This is a genomic window from Aliiruegeria sabulilitoris (assembly GCF_001558155.1).
Lineage (GTDB): Bacteria > Pseudomonadota > Alphaproteobacteria > Rhodobacterales > Rhodobacteraceae > Tropicimonas > Tropicimonas sabulilitoris.
Genome location: NZ_LOAS01000021.1, coordinates 17,857 through 33,875, shown reverse-complemented (window position 1 = coordinate 33,875; position 16,019 = coordinate 17,857). Strand labels below are relative to the sequence as shown.

Below are 16,019 nucleotides of genomic sequence, written 5' to 3'. Positions count from 1 at the left end.
AAGCCTTCGGCTTTATCGTTTCGTCAGGCGGCCGTCATATCCGCCCAAAAGCCTCTGTAGAGAGGCTCGCCATTCTGGCGGTACAACAGGAGAGAATAATGCCCATCCTTCATATTTTCTGGTCGATCTTTCTGATCTTCCTTCTTGTAGCCTGGTTCTGGACGCTGATTGCCGTGGTCAGCGATATATTCTCCAGCGACGACCTCGACGGTATGGGCAAAGGGCTCTGGATGCTCGGAGTGATCATCGTGCCCTGGCTCGGTGTGTTGCTTTACCTGATCATTCGCGGTGACGCGATGCAGGAGCGCTCCCGCGCGGCGGCGGAAAAGCTTCAGGAAGCCCAGAAAGCCTATATCCGCGATGCGGCCGGCGCGGTTTCGACAGCAGACGAGTTGGACAAACTGGCCAAGCTGAAGAACGACGGCGTGATTACCGAGGAGGAATTCGCCGCCCAGAAAGCCAAGCTTCTCGGCTGACGCTTCTTCTGCGGCCATTGCGCATCGCTGGCTGCAGTCTGTTCGCGAGATACCGGGGCGGCGGCGTGATTCGTTTTGCCGCCCCGTTACCACGGTTCTGGTCACGGACGGTTCTGTTCCGAACCGTGACAGGCGGTTGTGAAGGCGTGGGCGGGCACGCCGTTTCTATCCCTATCGGCGGGTTTTAACCGGCCTGAGCGGTCGCTTCGGACCGGTACGATATGCGATGCGTGAAGTTCCGAAGGGCATCGCCAAACCGCTGATCTGTAAGGAAATCGGTTTCGGAAATCCGTTGGTTTCCCCGTATTCTGCAGGTGCAAAATCATGATTTGAAACGAGAAAACGCCCCGCATCGGAAAATATCTTCCGCCCGATATAAGTTTTTTGTTGCCGAAACCGGTTTCGGAGCGTCTCGTAAAGGGCAGGGAGCGAGACATGATTGATTTGGCACAGCGCAGGGTGAAAGTTCCGGGACGACGTCAGCGCGTCACCATTACCGACCTCGCCGAGTCACTCGGCCTGGCCAAGGGGACCGTGTCGCGGGCGCTCAACGGGTATCCCGACATTTCCGAGAGCACCCGGCTTCGGGTGAAGCATGCGGCCGAGGCCATGGGCTACAGCCCGCTGAGCCATGCGCAGGCAATCCGGACCGGTGTCGTGCGCTCCGTGGGGCTTGTCCTGCAGACGACCGAGCACGATGGGCACCGGCCCTTCCTTGCGAGTTTCCTGGCCGGCATCAGCGAGGCGGCCTCCGAGGCGGATTGGTCGCTGACCCTGGCGACGGCGTCCTCCAACGAGGACACTGAACGGGTTCTGGGCCGGCTCGTCGGCGCGCACAAGGCCGATGGGTTCATCCTGCCACGCACCTACATGGACGACCCGCGTATCGATTTCCTGAAAAAGAACCACGTCCCCTTCGTCCTATTCGGCCGGACTCGGAATCCGGAGGGCTGCGCCTGGTACGATATCGAGAGCGAAGTGGCGATCGAGGAGGCCGTGTGCATCCTCTACGGTCTCGGGCACCGTCGGATCGGCTTCGTTCCGGGACGGGACGGCTACACGTTTTCCGAGTTGCGTCTGGGGGGGTATCGCTCCGGGCTCGCCATGTGCGGCTTGCCGGACGCGCCGGAACTGATCGGGCAGGGGGCGCTCAACCCGGAGGCCGGCGAGGCCGCCGCCAGGGAATTGCTGACACTGGAAAACCCGCCGACCGCACTTGTCTTTTCCGCCGACCGGGCCGCTTTCGGCGGTTACACCGCCGCCGAATCCCTCGGGCTCAAGGTTGGCAGCGACGTTTCGGTCGTTTCCTACGATGGCCTGCTCGAAGGTGGGATGTTGTCGCCAGCGCTCTCGACCTTTTCGGTCGATATGCGCCAGGCGGGGGTTCGGCTGACCGAACTGCTCATTCGCAGGATCCGGGGAGAGGCCCCGGAGGAACTGCGTGAACTGGCACAAGCCAGGTTTGTCGCCCGTGGCTCTCACGGGCAACCAAGCATGTCCCCGGCGGAACTCGCCCGCCGGGTGCGTAAAAATCTCAAATCCCAAGGGAGGAATTGATGTCGATAAATAGCAAACTGCTGACCGGAACGGCGCTTGCGCTGCTACTGTCCGGCCTCGCGGCCAACGCGGATACCATCCGCTTCTGGACCACCGAGGAGCAGCCCGAGCGCCTGGCCAAGCAGGAAGAGATGGCCGCGGCCTTTACCGCCGAATCCGGTACGGAGGTCGAGGTGATCCCGGTCACCGAGAAAGATCTGGCAACCCGCGCCACCGCCGCCTTCGCCGCCGGCGACCTGCCCGACGTGATCTACACGCCGCTGGTCAACGTGCTGCCCTGGGCCGAAGCCGGTATCCTCGACGGCGAGGCCGCCAATGAGGTCATGGAGGGGCTTGGCAACGACACCTTTGCCCCCGGCGGTCTGGAGATGGTCGCCTATGAGGGCGGTGTGGCCGCCGTTCCGGTCGATGGCTGGACGCAGATGATCGTCTACCGCAAGGACAAGTTCGAAGAGGCCGGGCTGGAGCCGCCCACCACCTACGCCGCCGTTGTCGCCGCGCTTGGCAAACTGCACAACCCGCCCGAGATGTATGGCTTCGTCGCCCCGACCAAGGTCGATGAGAGCTTCATGAGCCAGGTGCTCGAGCATGTCTTCCTCGCCAACGGTGTCTCGCCGGTGGGTGATGGCGGCTTTGCCGAGCTGGACGAGGCCAAGACCACCGAAGTGCTGGATTTCTACAAGGCGCTCGTGGAGGCGTCGCCCAAGGGTGAGCTGTTCTGGAAACAGTCCCGCGAGATGTATTTCGCCGGTCAGGCCGCGATGATCATCTGGTCGCCTTTCATCCTCGACGAGTTGGCCGGCCTGCGCGACAGCGCCCCGCCGACCATCAATGACGACCCGACCTCGCCGGAGCTGGCCTCGCTCACCGGTATCGTCACCACCTTTGCCGGTCCGTCCAACCCCGATGGCGCCGCCTGGGGCGACACCCGGTATTTCGGCATCACCAATGACGCCGATACCGAGGCTGCGATCGACTTCGTGAAGTACTCGATGGACCAAGGCTACACCCAAACGCTCTCCATCGCGCCGGAAGGGAAGTTCCCGATCCGCAAGGGCACGGCCGAAGATCCCGAGAAGTTCACCATGGCATGGTCGAAGCTGGACGTGGGTGTGGACCGTAAGGCGCCGCTTTCCGAGCTCTACGCGCCGGAAATGATCAGCGAGATCGTGGGCGGTCTGGACGTGGCCCAGCGTTGGGGCGTCAAGGAAGGGCAGCTGGCGCTGGCTTCCAAGATGATCAACTCCCAGGTCTTCAACCGGCTGGTGCGTGAATATGTCGATGGCGAGCGTGATGCCGCCGCGACAGTTGCAACGCTCAACGAAGAACTGGCCAAGATCCAGTAAGCGGAAAACGGCCCCGGGGATGCGCTCCGGGGCCACCCCCTCCATCACAGGTTCGCCCATTTCCCCGCCGGCGACCAGCGGAGACCCAAATGACAACCGCAGTACCTCCAAAAGGTACAGGCCCGCTCGCAAAGCGCGAGGCGCGTCTGGCCTGGGGACTCCTGTTCCCGACGATATTCAGCGTGGCGATGGTCATCATCCTGCCTTTGCTGTCGATTTTCTGGATTTCCTTCAAGCCGGTTCAGCTTGCCGACCTGCGTCCGCCTGTCCCGGTCGTGCGCGAATCCGTCAAGGGAAAACCTGCCGCCGCGGGCGATACCGCGACGATCGAATACCGCCTGTCCAACCGGAGCCAGGACGCGGTCATCGAAGGCGTCACGCTCAAGGATGAATGGCCCGTTGGTGTCACGATCACCGGTGAAATCCCAGAAGCCTGTGAGCAGACCGGAACGACCTTCTACTGTGACTTCGGTACCATCGACCCGAAATTTAACGAGCGTTTCCAGATCGATGTGGAAGTCGGGCAGGAGTATTTCGACTGGGGTGGCGATCCGAAGGACAGCGAACCGGTCGTGACCGGCAAGGCCGATTTCATACTGACCAATGCCCAGTTCACGCTCGACAACTTCAAGCGCGTCTTTGACGGCTCTGAGTTCTGGAGCGTCTTCGGGGTAACGCTGGCCTACACGGTTTTCGGCACGATTGGGGCCATCGTGGTCGGCCTGTTTGCGGCGCTTCTGCTGAACCACGAGTTCCGTGGTCAGGGCATTCTGCGCGGCCTCTACCTTTTTCCCTATGTCGCCCCTGTCATCGCCGTGGCCTTCACCTGGGTGACGCTGTTCGACCCGACCTCGGGCTCGGCCAACGAATTGCTGATCCGGATGGGCGTGACCGAGGAAGGCATCAACTTTTTCGGCCAGAAGCCGCTGGCGTTGATCATGGTGATCGTCTTCGAGATCTGGCGCTACTTCCCGCTCAGCTTCCTGTTCATCCTGGCGCGTCTGCAGGCCATCGACACCGACATGTACGAGGCCGCTGATATGGATGGCGCCTCGCCGTTCCAGAAATTCTGGTACCTGTCGATGCCCATGCTGCTCGGCATCCTCTCGGTCGTCTTCCTGTTGCGCTTCATCTGGACCTTCAACAAGTTCGACGACATCTTCCTGCTCACGGGCGGTAACGCGGGCACGCGGACGCTCACCGTGAATGTCTACGAACAGGCCTTCGCCGTCTCGAATATCGGGGCAGGGGCAGCGGTCGCGGTGATCGTGTTCGGCTGCCTGCTCGTGTTCTCGATCTTCTTCTTCAAGTTCATCAGCCGTGAGGAGGGTCTCTGAGATGAAAGCTCTTCGTCAAGGAAAGCTCGTGGGGCCGGTCATCGGTTTCCTCTGGCTCTTCGTCATCGTCACCACCGTCGCCGTCATGATGTCCTTCATCACCGGCGCCGCCTTCCGCCCCGGCCTGATCGGAACGCTGATCGTCGGCGTGGGGCTCGGCCTGGCCGCGTTCAGGGTGACCAACAAATGGGCATTGATCGGCGGTGGCGCGCTCGCCACCTTCGCGCTGATGCTGGTCGGTCTCGGCCCGGTGCTGACCGGCGAGGGTGTGACCTTCATTCACAAGGTTCTGACCGCACTCTTCGTCGGTTTCGGCGCCGGCTGGCCGCTCAGTGCCATGCTCGGCGGACATCCGATGGGGGAAATGAACCGGCACGAATTCGAGGGGGTCGTGATCTCCTTCCTCACCGGCTTCGGCTATGTCTTCTTCACCGCCATCGTCATCATCCCCTTCTACGTGATGGTGATGACCTCGTTCAAATCCCAGCAGGCGCTCCTGCAGAACCCGCTCGACTTCACGCTCGACCTCTCCAAGGGCTGGGGCCTGTTTCGATCCTACCAGGAGCTTTTCACCGATTTCGGCTTCGGCTCCTATCTGTGGACGTCCTTCTTCATCTCCGTGGTCACCGTCTTCGTGACGCTGCTCTTCTCGGTGCCGGGCGCCTACGCGGTGGCGCGGTTGCGCTTCAAGGGCGCGGCGGCCTTCTCCCGCTCCATCCTGCTGATCTACATGGTGCCGATGATCGTCGTCGCCCTGCCCATCTATATCGTCTTCTCGATGACGGGGCTGCGCAACTCGCTCTTCGGCCTTATCCTGATCTACCCGGTCACCACGATCCCGGTCTCGCTCTACATGTTGCAGGGCTATTTCCGAGGGTTGCCGGCCGAGGTGGAAGAAGCCGGCCTGATGGACGGTCTCTCCCGGCTCGCCGTGATCTGGAAGATCACACTGCCGCTTTCGCTGCCCGCGCTGGCCTCGGTCTCGCTCTATGTCTTCATGATCGCCTGGAACGAGTTCCTGCTGGCCTTCATGCTGCTGGACGACCCGTCCAAGTTCACGCTGACACGCGGGGTGGCCTCGCTCAACTCCTCCGAGGTGCCACGACAACACCTGATGGCCGGTGCGGTGATCGCCACCCTTCCCATCATGGTGCTCTTCCTCGGGCTCGAAAAATTCATGACCAAGGGCCTCACGGCCGGATCGGTCAAGGGATAACGGTAAATGACCTACGAACATCTAGACGAAGAGGCCCGGCAGATCCTGCGGGACAACGACCGTGGCAGCTATACCGTGCCCACCTCGGGCCTCTACCCCTACCAGTGGAACTGGGACAGCGCCTTCGCGGCCTGGGGGTTCTCTACCTTCGACAACAATCGGGCCTGGGTCGAGCTTGAAACGCTCTTTGCCTCGCAATGGGAGGATGGGATGGTGCCCCATATCATCTTCCACCGCCAGGTGCCGGAATACTTCCCCGGCCCGGATGTCTGGGGCGTCGAGCACACGCCGCCGACCTCCGGCATCTCCCAGCCGCCGATTGCCGCGACCATGGCGCGCGCCGTCTACGAGAGCGACAAGGCGGCGGGCCGCGCCCGGCTGGAAGGTCTCTACGAAGGGCTTCTGAACTGGCACCGCTGGTTCATGCGGGCACGGGTCACCGACGGTCTGTGCTGTGTCACCCACCCGTGGGAATCCGGGCGGGACAATGCGCCCGACTGGGACAGCTCCATGGCCAATGTCGATACGTCCATGGTCGGCGAATACACGCGGCGAGACACCAGCCATGTCAATAACGACATGCGGCCGACCAAGCAGCAATATGACCAGTATCTCGCGCTGCTCTATTTCTCGCGCGATTGTGGCTGGGACATTGACACGATCAACGAGAAATCCCCCCTTCGCGTGGCCGATCCCGGGATGCATTTCATGCTCCTGCGCGCGCACAGGGATCTTCTTTGGATCGCGCAAGAGTTCGGCAAGCCGGACGGCGCGGAGATTCAAGGCTGGATCGACTCGATGGTCGAAAGCGCCGAGAAGTTCTGGAACGCGGATGGGGGCTACTACGACAGCATCAACATGCGCGCGGGCGAATTCACCAACACGCTCTCCTGTGCCTCCTTCTATTGCTGGTATGCCGGCATGGACGACACGCGGATGATCCCGCATCTCGAACGGATACTGGCTGCGGTGAAATACCCGGTGCCCTCGATTGATCCCGAAGCGCCCGGTTTCGACCATATCCGTTATTGGCGCGGCCCCCTCTGGTGCATGGCCAACAGCCAGATTGGCGCCGGGCTGGCCGAGATGGGCCATACCGAGCTTGCCGAGAAGGTGCGCCTGGGAACCCGCGCCGTGATCGCCGATCACGGATTTGCAGAATATCACAGCCCCGTCGACGGCACCCCCGCCGGCGGCCAACATTTCACCTGGACCGCGGCCGTCTGGCTTACCTTTGCCAGCCCGCAAGCCAAGGGAGGTTTCTGACATGGGGTCGATCACGCTCAAGGCCGTCGAAAAGTGGTACGGCGAGGTTCAGGTCATCAAGGGTGTTGACCTGGAAATCCATGATGGCGAGTTCGTCATCTTCGTTGGCCCCTCGGGATGCGGAAAATCCACGCTGCTCAGGATGATCGGCGGGCTAGAAGAGATCTCGCGGGGCAGCCTCGAAATCGATGGCAAGGACGTCACCGATCATCCGCCCGCCAAGCGCGGCCTGTCCATGGTGTTCCAATCCTACGCGCTCTACCCGCATATGTCGGTGGCCGAGAACATGGGGTTCTCCCTCAAGACCGCTGGCGCGCCGAAATCCGAAGTCGACGCCAAGGTGGCCGAGGCCGCCCGCATCCTGAAGCTGGAGAGCTACCTTGAGCGCCGGCCCAAGGACCTCTCGGGCGGTCAACGCCAGCGGGTGGCCATCGGCCGCTCCATCGTGCGCGACCCGACGGCGTTCCTGTTCGACGAGCCGCTCTCCAATCTCGACGCGGCGTTGCGGGTCGAGATGCGCTACGAGATCGCCAAGCTGAGCCAGAACCTCAACACCACGATGATCTACGTCACCCATGACCAGATCGAGGCCATGACACTGGCCGACCGGATCGTGGTGCTGGAATTCGGCAAGATCGCTCAGATCGGCACGCCGAAAGAACTCTACGAGCACCCCGCGAACCTCTTCGTGGCGCAGTTCATCGGCTCGCCCAAGATGAACATCCTGCCCTGCACGACCAGCGATGGCCGGTTCCACCTTGAAGGCGGTCGTGGCGGCGCGTATGGCTTCGGCGGCAAAGCCGTGAGCGTCGGAGCACGGCCCGAACACATCACGCTCGGCGAACCAGGCGAGGGCGCCTGCGACGGTGTCGTCGACCTGGTCGAGTATCTCGGTGCGGATACCTATGTCATCATCGATGGCGGGCCGCTCGGGCAGATCACGGTTCGGGGGTCTTCCGAAGATCCGCACAAGCCGGGCGACAAGGTGGGCATCATCTTCGATGACAGATGGCAGCTCTTCTTCGATGCGGACGGATTTGCCGTAACGGCCTAAAAATCGAGAGACCAGCCCCATGCCAATACAGGACCCCGACAGCTTCCTCCGCCGCCTCTTCGATATTGCCGTCGAAGTGGCCGACCCCATGGCTGTCATCCCGCGCGTGCTTCCCGAAAAGCCCGACGGGCGGGTCGTGGTCATAGGCGCCGGCAAGGCGTCGGCGCGCATGGCAGAGGCCGTGGAAAGCGTCTGGGGACCTTGCGAGGGGCTGGTCATCACCCGCTACGGCTACGGACGCCCCTGCGAGGGGATCGAGATCGTCGAGGCGGCCCATCCCGTCCCCGACGAAGCCGGGCTGGTTGCGACCTCACGCATGCTGCATCGTCTGCAGGGGTTGGGCGAGGGCGATTTCGTGCTGTCGCTGATCTCCGGCGGTGCCTCGGCGCTTCTGGTGCAGCCAGCGGGCGATATCACGCTGGCGGAAAAGCAGGCAGTCAATGCCGCGCTGCTCGCCTCCGGCGCACCCATCGACAAGATGAACATTCTTCGCAAGCATCTCTCCCGCGTCAAGGGCGGGCAGCTCGCCGCGGCGGCCTATCCGGCCAAAATGCTCTCGCTGATGATCTCCGACGTGCCGGGCGATGACATGGCCTTTATCGGCTCCGGTCCCACGGTTGGCGACGCGACCACCGCGGCCGATGCACGTGGCATCATCGAGAAATGGAAGATCGAGATCCCGGCTTCGGTTGACGCCGTGCTTTCGGGGGAAACCGGCGTTGTGGCTCCGGGCGACGAAAGGCTGTCCAGGGCCGATAACCGGGTGATCGCCGCGCCGTCCCAATCGCTTGCGGCCGCGGTCAAGGAAGCGGTCGCAGCCGGCTGCCAGGTGCATCTGCTGGGGGACGACATCGAGGGCGAGGCACGCGACGTGGCGGCAGAGCACGCGAAGGCGGCGCTGTCGGCGCGCGGCGCCAAGCCGGTGCTGCTGCTCTCGGGCGGCGAGTTGACGGTGACGCGGCGTGGCGATGGCGTGGGCGGGCCGAACGCGGAATACGCGCTGGCGCTGGCCAAGGCTTTGGACGGTGCCGAGGGGATCTATGCGATTGCCTGCGATACCGATGGCGTTGATGGCGCGGCAGAGGTGGCTGGCGCCGTCGTCACGCCGCGAACTCTGGCGCGGGCATTGGAACTGGGGGGCGATCCGGCCGAAGCACTGGCCCGGAACGACGCCCATAGTTTCTTTGCGCGGCTGGAAGATCAAGTGGTGCCCGGTCCGACGCTTACAAATGTGAACGACTTTCGGGCGATACTGGTGCTTCCGTCCGCCTGAACGCCGTTGCCGCGCCGCGAGCAAGCGCAGGGGGCAAGCTGGCAACAGGGGGCAGGGATATCGCCTCACGCCTTGTTCCAGGCTGGTTCGCGCCCTACATGGGAGCGCATGAAGCGTTTCGTGCCCTTTCTCAAGAAGCCCCCGGTGGTCTCGGTCATTCGTCTCAATGGCATGATCGCTTCCGGCCCGCGTGGCCTGAACGATGCGGGGACCGCCGAGATGATCGAGCGAGCCTTTCGCAAGGGCAAACCCGTGGCTGTCGCGCTCGCGATCAATTCGCCCGGCGGCTCGCCCGCGCAATCTTCGCTGATCGCGGCGCGCATTCGCCGACTCGCGGAGGAAAAAAACCTTCCCGTTACGGCATTTGTCGAGGACGCGGCCGCATCTGGAGGCTATTGGCTGGCCTGCGCGGCCGATGACATCATTGTCGATGCCAATTCCATCGTCGGCTCCATCGGCGTGATTTCGGCGTCTTTCGGGTTGCACGAGGCGATTTCACGGATAGGCGTGGAGCGGCGCGTGTATACAGCTGGCCAGTCCAAGAGCTTCCTCGATCCGTTCCGCCCGGAAAAGGAAGAGGATGTGACACGCCTGCGCGTGTTGCAGGACGAGATCCACCGCAACTTCATTGCGCATGTCCAGGCCCGTCGCGGGGACCGGCTGACGAAGGAGTTGGACCTTTTCACCGGAGACGTGTGGATCGGGCAGCGTTCCGTCGAGATGGGGCTGTCCGATGGTGTCGGCCATCTTGCCGCCACGATGAAAGAGCGCTACGGTGATTTGGTAAAATTTGTAAACCACGGGCCGCGCCGCAGCTTGTTGCGGCGATTTGGGCTGTCGATGGCAAGCTCGGTTGCCGCCGAAGTGGAAGAACGCGCCCTTTGGGCGAGATATGGTCTCTGAGTGCTGGTCAAGATCGTCACATTTTTCCTGATTGGTATCGCGGTTCTCGCGATGTTCGGTCGACTTCGCTGGCCGGGTGGCGCGCGCCGCATCGACAAGAAAAGCCAAAAGAAGAGCGAAAACCCCGGCAAGCCGCGCCGCTGCAAGGCCTGTGGGAACTACATCATCGGCAAGGGGCCGTGCCCCTGCGGAAAGGGCTAGCTGAATGCTGACCGACATTGCGCTGCTGGTCCTTGGACTCAGCATCCTGCTTCTTGCGGGCGATGCCCTGGTCAAAGGTGCGGTGAACCTGGCGCTGCGGGCCGGGGTGCCCGCGCTGCTGGTCTCGCTGACGATCGTCGCCTTCGGGACCTCTGCGCCGGAACTGCTTGTGTCGGTCAAGGCGATCCTGAACGACGCGGCGGGTATTGCGCTGGGCAACGTGGTCGGATCGAACATCGCGAACGTCCTCTTGGTGCTGGGCATACCGGCGCTGTTGACGGGGCTGCATACTTCGGGCTGTGACACCCGAAAAACCTACCTGATGATGCTGTTTGCAACATTCGTCTTCATCGGGCTTGCCTATACCAATCTCTTTAACTGGATCGATGGCTCGGTCCTGCTCTTCGGACTGGCGCTCATGCTGGGCGACGCACTGCGCACCGCGCGCATTCACCGACGCGAGCGCAAGACAGCGTTCGCGGCAGCCGAAATGGCGGGGACCTGTTCGGCTATTGCGGGCGAGGAGGAGGAGATCGAAGGCGCGGATGACTCCGTTCCGACCTGGAAGATCTGGGTCTATCTCGGGCTGGGCCTGATAGGGTTGCCACTGGGCGCGGATCTGCTGGTCGATGCTGCGGTCAATATCGCCAATGATCTCGACGTGCCGGAGACGGTCATCGGCTTGACGCTGGTTGCGCTCGGAACCTCGCTTCCCGAGCTCGCCACGACGGTGATGGCGGCAATCCGCGGCCAGACCGAGGTCGCCATCGGCAACGTGATCGGCTCCAACCTGTTCAACATGCTCGCGATCATCGGTATCGCCAGCTTTGTCGGCGACATTCCGGTCGATCCGCAGACATTGCGGTTCGACATCTGGGTCATGTTCCTCTCCTCCGCGATCCTGATCCCGTTTGTCTTCTTCAAATGGGATATGAAGCGACCTGTCGGCTTTGTCTTGACCGCGGCTTACATAGCCTATGTTCTGCATGTGATTGCCTGAGCAGGAGGGTCCGTTCATGACCGAAAAACGTGCATTGGTAACGGGCGCGGCACGGCGCCTGGGGCGTTTCATGGCGCTCTACCTGGCCGAGCGCGGCCATGATGTGGCGATCCACTATCATGGATCTGCCGATGATGCCGAGGACCTTGTCGCCGAAATCGAGCGTATGGGGCGCAAGGCGGTGGCGCTTCGGGCCGACCTGACGCGCGAGGCGGAGATGCAGGCGCTTCTGCCCGCTGCCTCCGAGGCGCTCGGCGGGGCGTTCAACCTGCTGGTCAACAACGCCTCGATCTTCGAGGAGGATTCGCTGGAGACCGCCACGCGCGAGAGCTGGGACCGGCATATCGAGTCCAACTTGCGCGCACCGGTCGTTCTGACCCAGGCGTTTGCCGCCCAGGCGCCGCGCGCTTTCCGCGACCACCATCACGAAGCGCTCTCGCAGTCGCTTGTGGTCAATATCCTCGACCAGCGCGTTCGCAAGCTGACGCCGCTCTTCATGAGCTACACAATCGCCAAGATGGGCCTGTGGGCCTTCACTCAGACGGCCGCGCGCGATCTGGCGCCGCATATCCGGGTTAATGCCATCGGCCCTGGTCCGACCTTGCCGGCCGAACGGCAGAGTGAGGAGAACTTCCGAATGCAGCGGGCAAACTGCCTACTCGAACGTGGTTCCAACCCCGAAGATATCTGCGCCACGCTCGGATATTTCATCGATGCGCCCTCGGTCAGCGGTCAGTTGCTCTGCGTGGATGGTGGTCAGCATCTCGCGTGGAAGACGGCGGATGTTGTAATTCCAGAATAATTCTTGATCGCAGGTCACGTCACTTATGCACCTGCTGCAACGCCATCACAAAACTGTCAGAAATCTTTTAAGATTTTCAAGTATTTGCCAAGTGGTCGAAAAAATACCGTTCAATAACAAGGGTGTAATTTGCTGCACAAAATTTAGGCACGGTAACGATTTGCCTAGAAAAACAGGGGTATCGATACCTCGCGCAGGGGTTATCCAGAAGGTTATCCACAGAAATAGTGGACATGTTTGCTGTTGCCCCAGTCCCCGCTAAGTTGCAGCGATCCGGAGAATCGATGACGAGGTTTCATGGCAAAGGGTGACGCTCTCCAAGGCGGACAATCCGAGGCGGAGCAGGGCGACGGGCCGACCGGGCATGACTGCATTCAGGGCTACCTGAAAATGCTCGACGGCTCGCCCGGTGTCTACCGTATGCTCGATAGCCAGGCTCGGGTGCTCTATGTTGGCAAGGCGCGCAACCTCAAGGCGCGGGTGTCGAGCTATGGCCGGCCCACGGGCCACTCGGCGCGCATCGCCCGGATGATCCGCGAGACCGCCTCGATGATGTTCCTGACCACGCGGACCGAGGCCGAGGCGCTGCTGCTGGAGCAGAACCTGATCAAGCAGCTCAAGCCGCGCTACAACGTGCTGCTCAGGGACGACAAGAGCTTTCCGAATATCCTCGTCTCCAAGGCCCATGACTTCCCGCAGATCAAGAAGCACCGGGGCGCCAAGAAGGAGAAGGGCTCCTATTACGGCCCCTTTGCCAGCGCGGGTGCGGTGAACCGGACGCTGAACCAACTCCAGAAAGTCTTCCTGCTGCGCAACTGTTCGGATTCGACCTTCGAGAGCCGCAGTCGGCCCTGCCTGCTCTACCAGATCAAGCGCTGCAGCGCGCCTTGCGTGGGCTACATTTCCGAGGCGGACTATGGCGCGCTCGTGGGCGATGCCGAGCGCTTCCTGCAAGGCAAGTCGACCAATGTGCAGGAGGAGTTGGCTGCCGAGATGATGGTAGCCTCCGAGCAGCATGAGTTCGAGCGCGCCGCCGCGCTGCGCGACCGCATCCGCGCGTTGACGCAGGTGCAATCGGCGCAGGGCATCAACCCGCGCGGCGTGGCCGAGGCGGATATCGTCGGGCTGCATATGGAGGGTGGGCAGGCCTGCGTGCAGGTCTTCTTCATCCGGGCGAACCAGAACTGGGGCAATCACGACTACTACCCGCGTACGGGCGGCACAGAGTCGCCGGCCGAGATCCTGCGTTCCTTCCTTGCGCAGTTCTATGACGGCAAGCCGCCGCCGCGGCAGGTGATCCTGAGCCACGACATCGACGATCGCGAACTGATGCAGGAGATCCTCAGCCAGAAGCTGGAGCGCAAGGTGGAGATCCTGGTGCCGCAGCGCGGCGAGAAGGCCGAACTGGTGGCGGGTGCCGTGCGCAACGCCCGCGAAGCCTTGGCGCGCAAGATGTCCGAGAGCGCGACGCAGGCGCGGTTGCTCTCCGGGCTGGCCGAAGCCTTCGGCCTGCAAGCGCCGCCTGTGCGGATCGAGGTCTATGACAACTCGCACATCCAGGGCACCAATGCCGTTGGAGCGATGATCGTCGCTGGTGCGGAGGGCTTCCTCAAGAGCCAGTACCGCAAGTTCAACATCAAGGGCGAGGAGCTGACCCCCGGCGACGATTTCGGCATGATGAAGGAGGTGCTCACCCGCCGCTTCAAGCGCCTGCTGAAGGAAGACCCGGACCGCGAGAGCGAAGCCTGGCCGGACCTGCTGTTGATCGACGGCGGTGCGGGACAGGTGGGTGCGGTGGCCGAGATCATGGCGGAGCTTGGGGTCGAGGACGTCCCCTTCATTGGCGTGGCCAAGGGCGTGGACCGCGATGCGGGCAAGGAGGAATTCCACCGCCCCGGCGAGAACGCCTTCGCGCTGCGTCACAACGACCCTGTGCTCTATTTCGTCCAACGCCTGCGCGACGAGGCGCACCGTTTCGCCATCGGCGCCCATCGCCAGAAACGCGCCAAGGCCATCGGCGCCACGCCGCTCGACGACATCCCCGGTGTGGGTGCAACGCGCAAACGGGCGCTTTTGGCGCATTTCGGCTCTGCCAAGGCAGTGAGCCGAGCCAATCTCGCCGATCTGAAGGCGGTGGACGGCATCTCGGCCGGGCTGGCCGAGAAGATATATGATTTCTTCAACGAGCGCGGCTGACGCTTTCGCCCGCCGGAAATCCGCGATAGGTAGTGGCCATGCGCTGGACCGTTCCGAATATCCTGACGATCATCCGTCTTATTTCCGCTCCGGCGGTGCTTTTGGTCTTTCTCGTCCTTCCCCGTCCTTTCGCGGATTGGATCGCGCTTGTCCTGTTTGTCGGGGCCTCCGTGACCGATTGGTTCGACGGCTACTTGGCGCGCAAATGGGGACAGCAGACAAAGCTTGGCGCCATGCTGGATCCGATCGCGGACAAGGCCATGGTGATCATCGCGCTGGCTGCGCTCGTCGGTCTGATGGGATTGAATCCGTGGATCCTTTTACCGGCGGCAGTGATCCTGTTCCGGGAGACATTCGTTTCCGGTCTGCGGGAGTTTCTCGGCGATACGGCGGGCACACTCAAGGTCACGAAACTCGCCAAGTGGAAGACAATGGTGCAGATGGTGGCGATCTCCGTGCTCTTCATCAGCGGCATCTTCGAACATCACGCGGGCGCGCTGAGCTTCGGCATGGATGCCTCGACGTTTCAGGGCGTGATGGATGGCAGCCTGGCGGACGAGATCGGCTTGCGTGCCAGCATGTATGCGATGGACTTCACCGGGATGCTGGGCGTGCTGCTGCTCTGGGTGGCCGCGGCGCTGACCTTCGTTACCGGGCTCGACTACTTCAACAAGGCACGGCCCTATCTCAAGGACTGAGCGATGATCGAAATCCTCTATTTCGCATGGGTACGGGAGCGCATCGGACTCCCTCGGGAGAAGGTCGAAACCTCCGCCGGAACCGTTTCTGAACTTGTCGCGGAACTGTCGGCCCGCGAGGAGCGCTACGCGCTGGCCTTCTCCGATCTAACCGCCCTCCGCGTCGCGGTCGATCAGGAACTAACCGATTTTGATGCACCTCTGGAAGGCGTGCGCGAGATCGCTTTCTTCCCGCCAATGACAGGCGGTTGAATGGAGGTCCGGGTACAGGAAGCGCCCTTTGCGGCCGGTGCGGAGCTTGACCGGTTCACGGCGCGCGCCGAAGGCGCAGGGGCCGTGGTGAGTTTCTCCGGTATCGTGCGGGACGATAGCGGACAGTTGACCGAGATGCGTATCGAGCACTACCCGGGCATGACCGAGAAAGCGCTGGAGAGCATTGCCGGGCAGGCCGTGGAGCGTTGGGCGCTCGCGGATGCGTTGGTCATTCACCGCTTTGGAACGATGAAGCCGGGCGAGCAGATCATGATGGTCGCTACCGCGGCGCGCCACCGCAAACATGCCTTCGAGGCCGCCGAGTTTCTGATGGACTACCTCAAGTCGCGCGCACCCTTCTGGAAACAGGAACGCGGGCCGGACGGCACGGAATGGGTGGCGGCAAAGCAGGATGACGAGGACGCGCTCACCCGCTGGTGAA

16 protein-coding genes are annotated in these 16,019 nt (G+C 62.4%); all 16 read left to right on the top strand.

Annotation, left to right across the window (positions count from 1 at the left end):
- Window positions 1–98: 98 nt before the first annotated feature.
- The 16 genes from AX756_RS16660 (at window position 99) to AX756_RS16585 (ending at window position 16,018) form a co-directional block, all read left to right on the top strand.
- Window positions 99–476 (top strand): SHOCT domain-containing protein, encoded by a 378-nt coding sequence (locus tag AX756_RS16660; protein WP_068314103.1) that lies wholly within the window; start codon window positions 99–101, stop codon window positions 474–476.
- Window positions 477–911: 435 nt separating this feature from the next.
- A complete protein-coding gene (locus tag AX756_RS16655) occupies window positions 912–2,033 on the top strand; it encodes a LacI family DNA-binding transcriptional regulator (protein ID WP_068314100.1) in 1,122 nt (373 codons plus the stop codon).
- Window positions 2,033–3,379: an ABC transporter substrate-binding protein gene (locus AX756_RS16650; protein WP_068314097.1), complete on the top strand. Its 1,347-nt coding sequence runs from the start codon at window positions 2,033–2,035 to the stop codon at window positions 3,377–3,379. Before AX756_RS16655 ends, AX756_RS16650 begins: the two co-directional genes overlap by 1 nt.
- Window positions 3,380–3,468: 89 nt before the next feature.
- Entirely contained in the window at window positions 3,469–4,716 is a 1,248-nt protein-coding gene (locus AX756_RS16645) for a carbohydrate ABC transporter permease (RefSeq protein ID WP_068314094.1), read from the top strand.
- 1 nt (window position 4,717) lies between these two features.
- Window positions 4,718–5,932 carry a carbohydrate ABC transporter permease gene (locus AX756_RS16640; RefSeq protein WP_068314091.1) on the top strand — a complete coding sequence of 405 codons (1,215 nt, stop codon included), beginning with the start codon at window positions 4,718–4,720 and terminating at the stop codon, window positions 5,930–5,932.
- Window positions 5,933–5,938: 6 nt separating this feature from the next.
- Window positions 5,939–7,198 carry an MGH1-like glycoside hydrolase domain-containing protein gene (locus AX756_RS16635; protein WP_068314088.1) on the top strand — a complete coding sequence of 420 codons (1,260 nt, stop codon included), beginning with the start codon at window positions 5,939–5,941 and terminating at the stop codon, window positions 7,196–7,198.
- A gap of 1 nt (window position 7,199) precedes the next feature.
- Window positions 7,200–8,252, top strand: coding sequence for an ABC transporter ATP-binding protein (locus AX756_RS16630; RefSeq protein ID WP_068314085.1), 1,053 nt, complete (start codon window positions 7,200–7,202; stop codon window positions 8,250–8,252).
- Window positions 8,253–8,271: 19 nt separating this feature from the next.
- Window positions 8,272–9,525 (top strand): glycerate kinase type-2 family protein, encoded by a 1,254-nt coding sequence (locus AX756_RS16625; protein ID WP_068314082.1) that lies wholly within the window; start codon window positions 8,272–8,274, stop codon window positions 9,523–9,525.
- A gap of 108 nt (window positions 9,526–9,633) precedes the next feature.
- On the top strand, window positions 9,634–10,428 hold the full coding sequence (locus tag AX756_RS16620) for a S49 family peptidase (protein ID WP_068314079.1): 795 nt from the start codon (window positions 9,634–9,636) through the stop codon (window positions 10,426–10,428).
- Complete coding sequence (locus tag AX756_RS16615) at window positions 10,429–10,629, top strand: hypothetical protein (protein ID WP_068314076.1); 201 nt, start codon at window positions 10,429–10,431, stop codon at window positions 10,627–10,629.
- A gap of 4 nt (window positions 10,630–10,633) precedes the next feature.
- Window positions 10,634–11,629 carry a calcium/sodium antiporter gene (locus AX756_RS16610; protein ID WP_068314073.1) on the top strand — a complete coding sequence of 332 codons (996 nt, stop codon included), beginning with the start codon at window positions 10,634–10,636 and terminating at the stop codon, window positions 11,627–11,629.
- A gap of 16 nt (window positions 11,630–11,645) precedes the next feature.
- Window positions 11,646–12,431, top strand: coding sequence for an SDR family oxidoreductase (locus tag AX756_RS16605; protein WP_068314070.1), 786 nt, complete (start codon window positions 11,646–11,648; stop codon window positions 12,429–12,431).
- Window positions 12,432–12,728: 297 nt separating this feature from the next.
- A complete protein-coding gene (gene uvrC, locus AX756_RS16600) occupies window positions 12,729–14,627 on the top strand; it encodes an excinuclease ABC subunit UvrC (RefSeq protein ID WP_068314067.1) in 1,899 nt (632 codons plus the stop codon).
- Between the two features lie 38 nt (window positions 14,628–14,665).
- Window positions 14,666–15,325, top strand: coding sequence for a CDP-diacylglycerol--glycerol-3-phosphate 3-phosphatidyltransferase (gene pgsA / locus AX756_RS16595; protein ID WP_068314064.1), 660 nt, complete (start codon window positions 14,666–14,668; stop codon window positions 15,323–15,325).
- Window positions 15,326–15,328: 3 nt separating this feature from the next.
- The gene (gene moaD, locus AX756_RS16590; protein ID WP_068314061.1) at window positions 15,329–15,577 is read left to right on the top strand and encodes a molybdopterin converting factor subunit 1; all 249 of its coding nucleotides are present in this window, start codon (window positions 15,329–15,331) and stop codon (window positions 15,575–15,577) included.
- Window positions 15,578–16,018, top strand: a complete 441-nt coding sequence (locus AX756_RS16585; RefSeq protein ID WP_068314058.1) for a molybdenum cofactor biosynthesis protein MoaE — start codon at window positions 15,578–15,580, stop codon at window positions 16,016–16,018.
- Window position 16,019: the final 1 nt, after the last annotated feature.

Coding starts and splice junctions, on each gene's coding strand:
- AX756_RS16660 (WP_068314103.1), top strand. CDS start 99: ATGCCCATCCTTCATATTTTCTGGTCGATCTTTCTGATCTTCCTTCTT.
- AX756_RS16655 (WP_068314100.1), top strand. CDS start 912: ATGATTGATTTGGCACAGCGCAGGGTGAAAGTTCCGGGACGACGTCAG.
- AX756_RS16650 (WP_068314097.1), top strand. CDS start 2,033: ATGTCGATAAATAGCAAACTGCTGACCGGAACGGCGCTTGCGCTGCTA.
- AX756_RS16645 (WP_068314094.1), top strand. CDS start 3,469: ATGACAACCGCAGTACCTCCAAAAGGTACAGGCCCGCTCGCAAAGCGC.
- AX756_RS16640 (WP_068314091.1), top strand. CDS start 4,718: ATGAAAGCTCTTCGTCAAGGAAAGCTCGTGGGGCCGGTCATCGGTTTC.
- AX756_RS16635 (WP_068314088.1), top strand. CDS start 5,939: ATGACCTACGAACATCTAGACGAAGAGGCCCGGCAGATCCTGCGGGAC.
- AX756_RS16630 (WP_068314085.1), top strand. CDS start 7,200: ATGGGGTCGATCACGCTCAAGGCCGTCGAAAAGTGGTACGGCGAGGTT.
- AX756_RS16625 (WP_068314082.1), top strand. CDS start 8,272: ATGCCAATACAGGACCCCGACAGCTTCCTCCGCCGCCTCTTCGATATT.
- AX756_RS16620 (WP_068314079.1), top strand. CDS start 9,634: ATGAAGCGTTTCGTGCCCTTTCTCAAGAAGCCCCCGGTGGTCTCGGTC.
- AX756_RS16610 (WP_068314073.1), top strand. CDS start 10,634: ATGCTGACCGACATTGCGCTGCTGGTCCTTGGACTCAGCATCCTGCTT.
- AX756_RS16605 (WP_068314070.1), top strand. CDS start 11,646: ATGACCGAAAAACGTGCATTGGTAACGGGCGCGGCACGGCGCCTGGGG.
- uvrC (WP_068314067.1), top strand. CDS start 12,729: ATGGCAAAGGGTGACGCTCTCCAAGGCGGACAATCCGAGGCGGAGCAG.
- pgsA (WP_068314064.1), top strand. CDS start 14,666: ATGCGCTGGACCGTTCCGAATATCCTGACGATCATCCGTCTTATTTCC.
- moaD (WP_068314061.1), top strand. CDS start 15,329: ATGATCGAAATCCTCTATTTCGCATGGGTACGGGAGCGCATCGGACTC.
- AX756_RS16585 (WP_068314058.1), top strand. CDS start 15,578: ATGGAGGTCCGGGTACAGGAAGCGCCCTTTGCGGCCGGTGCGGAGCTT.